The organism is Actinoplanes sp. TFC3 (genome assembly GCF_001553785.1).
Lineage (GTDB): Bacteria > Actinomycetota > Actinomycetes > Mycobacteriales > Micromonosporaceae > Actinoplanes.
This window is the reverse complement of record NZ_LOJP01000001.1, coordinates 2,501,807-2,508,963: the sequence shown is the minus strand read 5'-3', so window position 1 is coordinate 2,508,963 and position 7,157 is coordinate 2,501,807. Positions and strand designations below refer to the sequence as shown.

General features: G+C 71.0%; 6 protein-coding genes. 4 read left to right on the top strand and 2 right to left on the bottom strand.

The window, feature by feature from the left end; translation table 11 throughout:
- A partial coding sequence (locus tag TFC3_RS11365; protein WP_067499022.1) for a metallopeptidase TldD-related protein occupies nucleotides 1-1,086 on the top strand: 1,086 nt, incomplete at its 5' end.
- Nucleotides 1,087-1,093: 7 nt separating this feature from the next.
- On the opposite strand, the gene TFC3_RS11360 is transcribed toward TFC3_RS11365, so the two are convergent.
- Nucleotides 1,094-2,800, bottom strand: coding sequence for a hypothetical protein (locus TFC3_RS11360; RefSeq protein WP_153040189.1), 1,707 nt, complete (start codon nucleotides 2,798-2,800; stop codon nucleotides 1,094-1,096).
- A 209-nt stretch (nucleotides 2,801-3,009) separates the two neighbouring features.
- Nucleotides 3,010-4,305 (bottom strand): NDP-hexose 2,3-dehydratase family protein, encoded by a 1,296-nt coding sequence (locus TFC3_RS11350; RefSeq protein ID WP_067499017.1) that lies wholly within the window; start codon nucleotides 4,303-4,305, stop codon nucleotides 3,010-3,012.
- An 88-nt stretch (nucleotides 4,306-4,393) separates the two neighbouring features.
- On the opposite strand from TFC3_RS11350, the gene TFC3_RS11345 reads away from it, so the two are divergent.
- The 3 genes from TFC3_RS11345 to rfbB are packed head-to-tail and all read left to right on the top strand — an operon-like array spanning nucleotide 4,394 to nucleotide 7,071.
- The gene (locus tag TFC3_RS11345; RefSeq protein ID WP_067499015.1) at nucleotides 4,394-5,338 is read left to right on the top strand and encodes an aldo/keto reductase; all 945 of its coding nucleotides are present in this window, start codon (nucleotides 4,394-4,396) and stop codon (nucleotides 5,336-5,338) included.
- A gap of 6 nt (nucleotides 5,339-5,344) precedes the next feature.
- Entirely contained in the window at nucleotides 5,345-6,097 is a 753-nt protein-coding gene (locus TFC3_RS11340) for an NAD(P)-dependent oxidoreductase (RefSeq protein WP_067499013.1), read from the top strand.
- A complete protein-coding gene (gene rfbB, locus TFC3_RS11335) occupies nucleotides 6,094-7,071 on the top strand; it encodes a dTDP-glucose 4,6-dehydratase (RefSeq protein WP_067499011.1) in 978 nt (325 codons plus the stop codon). Before TFC3_RS11340 ends, rfbB begins: the two co-directional genes overlap by 4 nt.
- The last annotated feature ends 86 nt before the right edge of the window (nucleotides 7,072-7,157 follow it).

Below are 7,157 nucleotides of genomic sequence, written 5' to 3'. Positions count from 1 at the left end.
CCCGGCGGGGAACCGTTGCTCCCGGGTGCCGGCGGGCCCGCCGGCGACCTTGCGGCGGTGGCGATGGAGCCGGCGGGGGCGGCGCTCCGCTCGGTGGCCGGCGAGCTGGCGGACTCGCTCCAGCAACTGACCGGCCCCCGCCGCGCCTCGTACGGATTCGCCCAGCAACGTGTTCGTAGCACTGAAGTGGTCTCCTCGGCGGGCCTGCACCGCACGCACACCTCAACGTCCGCGCTGCTTGATCTTTCCGTGCGCGAGCCGGACGGTGACGCTGCCGCGTGGACCGGTGCGGCAGGCGTGGACGTGGCGGCGCTGGGCTTGCGGGAACGCCATCAGGCACTGACCGACCGGCTCGACTCGGCGCGCCGCAAGGTGGAACTACCGGCCGGGCGCTACGAACTGTTGCTGGCACCCTCGTGCGTCGCCGACCTGATGGTGCGCTTCTATCTCGCCGCCGGGGCGCAGGACGCTCTCGACGGGATCAGCGTTTTCTCCTCCCCCGGCGGTACGCGGCTGGGTGAGCGGCTCACCGATCTGCCGATTACCGTCCGCAGCGACCCGGCCGAACCCGGGCTTGGTTGCCGGCCGTTCACTGTGGTCCGTTCCCCGGGCTCGCTCGGCAGCGTCTTCGACACCGGCGTGGCGCTGGCACCGACCCGATGGATCGACAACGGCGTGCTGAACGCTCTCGTGCAGACCAGGCACTCCGCGCGGATCTGCCGGGCTCCTCTCACGCCCTGGATCGGCAACCTGGTGATGGACGGCGCTCGCGGCGCCGGCAGCCTCGAGGACATGGTCCGCGGCACGCGCCGGGCGTTGCTGGTCACCTGCCTGTGGTATCTGCGCGAGGTGAACCCGGCCAAGCTCATGCTGACCGGGGTGACCCGTGACGGCGTCTACCTGGTCGAGGACGGTGAGGTGACCGGCACGGTACGCGACGTGCGCCTCAACGAGAGCCCGGTCGAGCTGTTGTCCCGCATCACCGAGACCGGCCGGACCGTGCCCGCGCTGCCCCGCGAGTGGACGGACGTGCCAACCCGCGTGGCGATGCCGCCCGTGCGGGTGAGCGACGTGGCCGTGTCGTGAGCGCCGGTCAGCCCAGCGGTCCGGTCACCGCCGTGACAGCACCGTCCGGCAGCCAGCGCTGGGTGCCGCCGTGGCCGTCCATGCCGGGCATCACGAGGCGGGAACTCGCGAACAGACGTACGGGCGTCGGATCCGCCGCTTCGGCACCGGCGAACGAGCGGTAACCGCCGGTGCAGGCAGGATCTTCGGGGAAGACCTCGTGCAGGGCGGTCAGATAGGCGTGTGCGGCCGGGCTGCCGGGGTCGAAGTCGAGACCGGTGACCTGACCGGCCGGCACGTCGAGCAGTTCCGCGCTGAGCAGCCAGGGGGCCAGGTAGACGCCTTGGGCAGGCAGCACGTCGGCCGCCACCCGCCGCAGTATGCCGTCGGCCGTGGACCAGCCGGAGGTCAGCAGATAGGGCACCCGGGAGTCGCCCGGACCGGTGATCCGGACCCCTGCGGCACGGGCGCGTGCCCGGACCGCAGCGGCTGCCTGCACGCCACGCGGGCTGGTGTCGCTGGCCAACGCGATGGCCGGCACGTCACGGCCGGCGAGGAAGTCCACCGTGGCATTCAGTGCCCGGACGTCGGCCGGCGCGAGCTGCTCGTCCGGGCAACCCCGCCACGGCACGGAGCGGCCCGCGATCAAGCCGCCCGCAACGGTGGCGGCGCACTCGGGCAGATCGGCGGCTACCGTGGCGGCGGGAGCGGCCTCCCCGGCGTCGAGGTCGATCGACGTCAGCACGCCGGCCGCCCGCAACCAGATGCGGTTGCGGCCGGGAACGAGCCGGACCTCGGCCCAGCCGGCGCCGGCGCCGGGGCGCGCTGCCGTCGCGATCAGCGCATCGGCACGAGTGCCGGCTTGCGCGCCCGCGGTGAGCAGGTGAACGACGTTGACACCGGGCCGTCCGGGCACCACCAGGACCGCCGGGGCGCCCGGAAGCGAGGTGAGGTGGCGGAGTACGGGGGTGGCTGCGGGCTCCGGGAGCCGGGTAGCCGCGGGACGGTTGACCAACATGCCCACGATGACGACGACAGCGGCGAGGATGGCGGCGGCCGGGGTTGCTGGGCGTCGTACCAGTACGGCCGCGGCCACAGCCGCGAGGGCCACGCCCAGCGTCACGACGACCGCCGTGGCCGGCCCCGCGAGCCATGGGCGGATGGTGTCGTCACTGAGCACGAGAACGGCGCAGGCGGCAGCGCCGAGAACCAGCAGCGCCAGGGCAGCGTGCAGGAAGCGCCACAGCCGCGCGCGGTCAACGCGTGCTGACGCTCCCGTCAGCACCGTGGTGGCTACACCGGCAGCCAGCACGGCGGCGGCTGCGAGGGGTTCGGCTGCGCCGGCGATCTGCCACGCCCGTCCTGCGCCGCCGGTGTGCAGCACCGTGACACCGGGCGCCAGCATGACGGCCGTGGCCGCGGCTGCGATCAGGCGTACCCGGCGGGACACCCGGCGGTCACCGGCCAGCACGACGACGACAACAGCCAGCAGCACGACTAGCGGCGACCACCGGCCGGTCGCGCCGGCGCTCAGCAGCCATGCCGCACCCGCGGCCAGCGCGGTGCCGCGGTGCGTCAGCCGGGTCTCGGGCGGGTCATCGTCGCTGCGGTTGCCACCGAGCAACGTCAGACCCGCGGCGGTCAGCGACGAGACGACGGCTACGGCGGACAGGGCCATGGCCGCCGCCGGGGCTGTCGTCGTCGAGGCAGCGGCCAGCACGAGGCGAAGCGTCACGGCATCCGTCCCGCCGGTGTGCCGCAACCCGCGTGGTCATCATCATCGGACCGCTGCACCGGCCGCCGGTCACGTCCGGCACCGGCGGTCCCGGCCGCGCCGGCATGCCGCCGGTCAGGGTGGGTGCCGCCGTCCAGCGACCCCGGTTCCGGCCAGGATGCCAGGGACAGAAACGTCTTGCTCGACACGGGTGACTCCTCCAAGATCGGTCAGTCGATTCCGGCATCGGGGCAGGCCCGCAGGCACGCCATGAGGGTGCGCGCCTGCACGTTGACGCATCCGCCCAGCCGCACCAGATGCAGCAGTTGGTGCGGGGTCATCCAGCGGTAGTGCTCGGTTTCCGGCACCGCGGTATCCACCTCGACCACCAGGTACCGGTTGCGGGCGTGGTACAGCCGCCCGCCTTCCTCGGACAAGGTGACCTCGACCAGCCGCCGCCGCGGTCCGGCCGCCAGCACGGCGTCAAGATGAGGCGGGCGCCGGGCCGCGTGCAGGGTTGCCGCCCGTTCGGGCACACATTGCACGGTCGGCGCGAGTTCGACCCGCCCGGGCAGGCCCGCCTCGAACCGGGCATGGACCAGCAGGTTCAGCACGCCGTACCGCCGCACTGCCAGGAAAGCGGCCAGGCCGGTCGCGACGGGCCGCAGAATGGGCTGCGCCCAGCGATCGATCTCGCGCCCCACCGCCCGCACCTCCACCCCGATGATCTCGAACAGCGGATCGCCTGGACGGTGGATCCGGTGGCTGTCGTGGCGCCATCCGGTCAGCGCCCGCAGCGGTACGGCGGTGGCCGACAAGGGGCAGCCGCGGCGCACGTCGGTGAGCCACGCCCGCAGTTCGGAGCCGGGATGGGTGGCCCGGGGCGCCGGCCGGGCGGGCGGCAGGCACGACAGCACGGAGCGCGCGGACATGTTCACCACATCGTTGAGCTGCATCAGGCGATGGATCTGGGCCAGGGAGAACCATCGGTACGTTCCCGGCGCGTCGATCTCGCCGACGTTCTCGACGATCATGTTGCGATTGCGCTTGCGCCAGAACCAGCTTCCGTGCTCGGACTGCGCGACATCGACCAGCCGGGGTTGCCGGGCTCCGCGGAACAGCTCGGCGAACAGCACCTTCCGGCCGTGATGGGCCCGCAGGTAGTTGCTGCGGGTGGCCTGCACGGTCGGCGCCAGCTCAAGCCCGTGGCGATTACCGGGCTCGGCCTTCGCCTGCAGCAGGAACTCCCGGCCGGCACCGGTCCCCCGGCTCAGCAGACCCAGAATCCCGGTCTCCGGCTGAACGAGAACCGGCTGCTCGAACTGTGCCGGGCCGGCACCGGGCTCGTATACAGCCAGCCCGGAGACGGCGAAGAAACGCCCGCTGTCATGGCGCAGGTCGCCGGTGTGCGGGTCACTGCGCCACCCCGGCAACGACGTCAGCGCGGTGCGCCGTACGTCCATCTGCGACTGGGCACGCACCGCCGAGAACCACGCCATCACATCGCTGCGGACGTCGATCCCCATGCTTTAGTATTAGATAGCCATACGCGACGACGGTCAATGGCTGCGCTACTGCTCGGCGGCTGTGCGACTCAAGGGAGCTGACCAAGGTATGGACTACGTCTATCTGGGTCGCAGTGGCCAGCAAGTCAGCCGGCTCGTGCTGGGAACCTTGAATTTCGGTGTGCGAACGTCCAAGAAGGAAAGCTTCGAGCTGATGGATGCCGCGCTCGACGCCGGCATCAACTTCTTCGACACGGCCAACGACTACGGATGGCAGCGGCACCGCGGGTTCACCGAGGAGTTGCTGGGTGAATGGTTCTCCCTCGGCGGTGACCGCCGTTCCCGGATCGTGCTCGGCACCAAGGTCTGTCATCCCATGAGCGACTGGCCCAACGACCGGGGTCTGTCCGGCCGGCACATCATCGCCGCCTGCGACGATTCGCTGCGGCGCCTGCGCACCGATTGGATCGATCTTTACCAGATGCACGACGTCGACCCGCACACCACCTGGGAGGAGGTGTGGCAGGCGATGGAGGTGCTGACCCGAGCCGGCAAGATCCGCTATGTGGGCTCGTCGAACTTCGCGGGCTGGAACATCGCGGCGGCCCAGGAACGCGCGATCCGCCGGGGCGGTGTCGGCCTGGTTTCCGAGCAGTGTCTCTACAACTTGGTCGACCGGCACGTGGAAGCGGAGATCATGCCGGCGGCCGCGGCGTACGGGATGGCCGTTGTAGCGTGGTCACCCCTGCACGGCGGGTTGCTCGCCGGCGTGCTGGAGAAGATGGTGGCCGGCACGGCGGTCAAGTCCGCGCAGGGACGCGCCCAGGTGACGTTGCCCCGGGTTCGCACCGCGGTCGAACGCTTTGAGAATCTGTGCCGCAAACTGCGTCACTCACCGGCCGACGTGGCGCTGGGCTGGGTGCTCAGCCGGCCCGGCGTCGATGCGGCGGTCATCGGCCCGCGCACCCGCGAGCACCTCGATGGCGCCCTGACCAGCCTGCGCCTGGAGCTGTCCGACGAGGTGCTCGGCGAGCTCGAAACCCTGTTCTGGTAGCCGGGCATGGACATCGTCGGCAACGGCTTCCTGGCCCGCAACCTGGCCGGCCTGGCCGGGCGGCACCGCGGCGTGGTCGCCATCGCCGCCGGAGCCTCGAGCACCGCGGCGACCGGGCCTGAACTGGACCGCGAGGCCGACCTGGTCGCTGCTGTGGTACGCGAATGCCGTCAGGACCGCCGTACCGTCATCTTCTTTTCCACGGCCTCGCACGCCCTGTATGGCAGCACCCGTTCTCCCGCGCGGGAGAACGGTCCGGTTTGCCCGGCCTCCGCGTTCGGCCGCCACAAGCTGCGCATCGAGCATCTCATCGCCGGAAGCGGTGTGGCCTGGCTGATCCTGCGGCTCAGCCACGCGGCGGGCCCGTATCAGCGGTCGCACCAGTTCTTCCCGGCCATGGTGCACGCGGTGCAATCCGGTTCGGTTCTGGTGCACCGGCACGCGGCCCGCGATCTGATCGATGTCGCCGACGTGGTACGAGTCGTCGATGCCCTGGTGCAGGCGGGCGTCAGCGGCGAGGTGATCAACATCGCGACCGGGCGGCCGTACCCCGTGCTGGATGTTGTTGCTGCTCTGGAGTCGGCGCTCGCTCGCCCCGTGGACATCGAGTTCGCCGATCGGCCACCGGCGGCAGTGACGGTGTCAGTCGCGAAACTGCACCGCCTGCTTCCCGGTCTGCGCCTGCCCGAGGGCACAAACGACGACCTCGATGACCTGGTACGCCGCTACGCCCCGCTGTACGCCGGGAGCCCCGCATGACCGGCGAGCGGGTCCTGGTCACCGGCGGCGCCGGGTTCATCGGCTCGCACTACGTACGCCGGCTGCTCGCCGACCCCGGGGATCGCGACCTGCGAGTGACCGTGCTGGACTTGTTGACGTACGCCGGGCGGCGCGCCAACCTCGCCGAAGCGCAGCACGACCGCCGTTTGACCTTCGTGCACGGCGATGTGTGCGACCCCGTGCTGACCGCCCGCCTGGTCGCAGCCCACGACACAGTCGTGCATTTTGCTGCGGAAACCCACGTCGACCGGTCGATCGCGCGGCCCCACGATTTCGTGCGGACCAACGTGCTCGGCACCCAGTACCTGCTCGACGCGGCCCGGCGTCACCACGGCGGACAGGCCGTGTTCGTGCACATCTCCACCGACGAGGTTTACGGCTCGATCGAGGAGGGCGCCTGGCCGGAGACCGCCCCGCTGTGCCCGACCTCGCCCTACGCTGCCGCCAAGGCCGCCGCCGACCTGCTGGTGCTGGCCTACCACCGGACCTACGGCCTGGACGTAAGGATCACCCGCTGCTCCAACAACTACGGCCCTCGCCAGTACCCCGAGAAGCTGATCCCCTCGTTCATCATCAGCCTGCTGGGGGGCCGGCCTGTGCCGCTCTACGGCGACGGCCGCCAGCGCCGGGACTGGCTGCACGTCGAGGATCATGTCGAGGCCGTCGAACTGGTCCGGCTCAAGGGACGGCCCGGCGAGGTCTACCACGTCGGCGGTGGCACCGAGTTGTCCAACCGTGAGCTCACCGAGAAACTCGTGGAGCTCTGCGGAGCCTCTGCGGACCTGATACGCCCAGCCGCGGACCGCCTCGGCCATGACCGCCGTTACCGCCTCGATGACAGCAAAACGGCCGGCGAACTCGGCTACGCCCCGCGGCACACCTTTGATCGGAGCTTGGCCGCCACGGTCGAGTGGTACCGCGTCAACCGGACCTGGTGGGAACCGCTCAGGTGAAGGCCGTCATGGTCGTGGGACCGCAGCGTCTGTCCTCGACAGTGGCCGGCAGGTCACCATAATGCCCGGGTCTCGCCCTCACTGGC

Bases quoted from the DNA above. Each gene is read 5' to 3' on its own strand.
- rfbB (WP_067499011.1), top strand. From the start codon at position 6,094: ATGACCGGCGAGCGGGTCCTGGTCACCGGCGGCGCCGGGTTCATCGGC.
- TFC3_RS11350 (WP_067499017.1), bottom strand. From the start codon at position 4,305: ATGGGGATCGACGTCCGCAGCGATGTGATGGCGTGGTTCTCGGCGGTG.
- TFC3_RS11345 (WP_067499015.1), top strand. From the start codon at position 4,394: ATGGACTACGTCTATCTGGGTCGCAGTGGCCAGCAAGTCAGCCGGCTC.
- TFC3_RS11340 (WP_067499013.1), top strand. From the start codon at position 5,345: ATGGACATCGTCGGCAACGGCTTCCTGGCCCGCAACCTGGCCGGCCTG.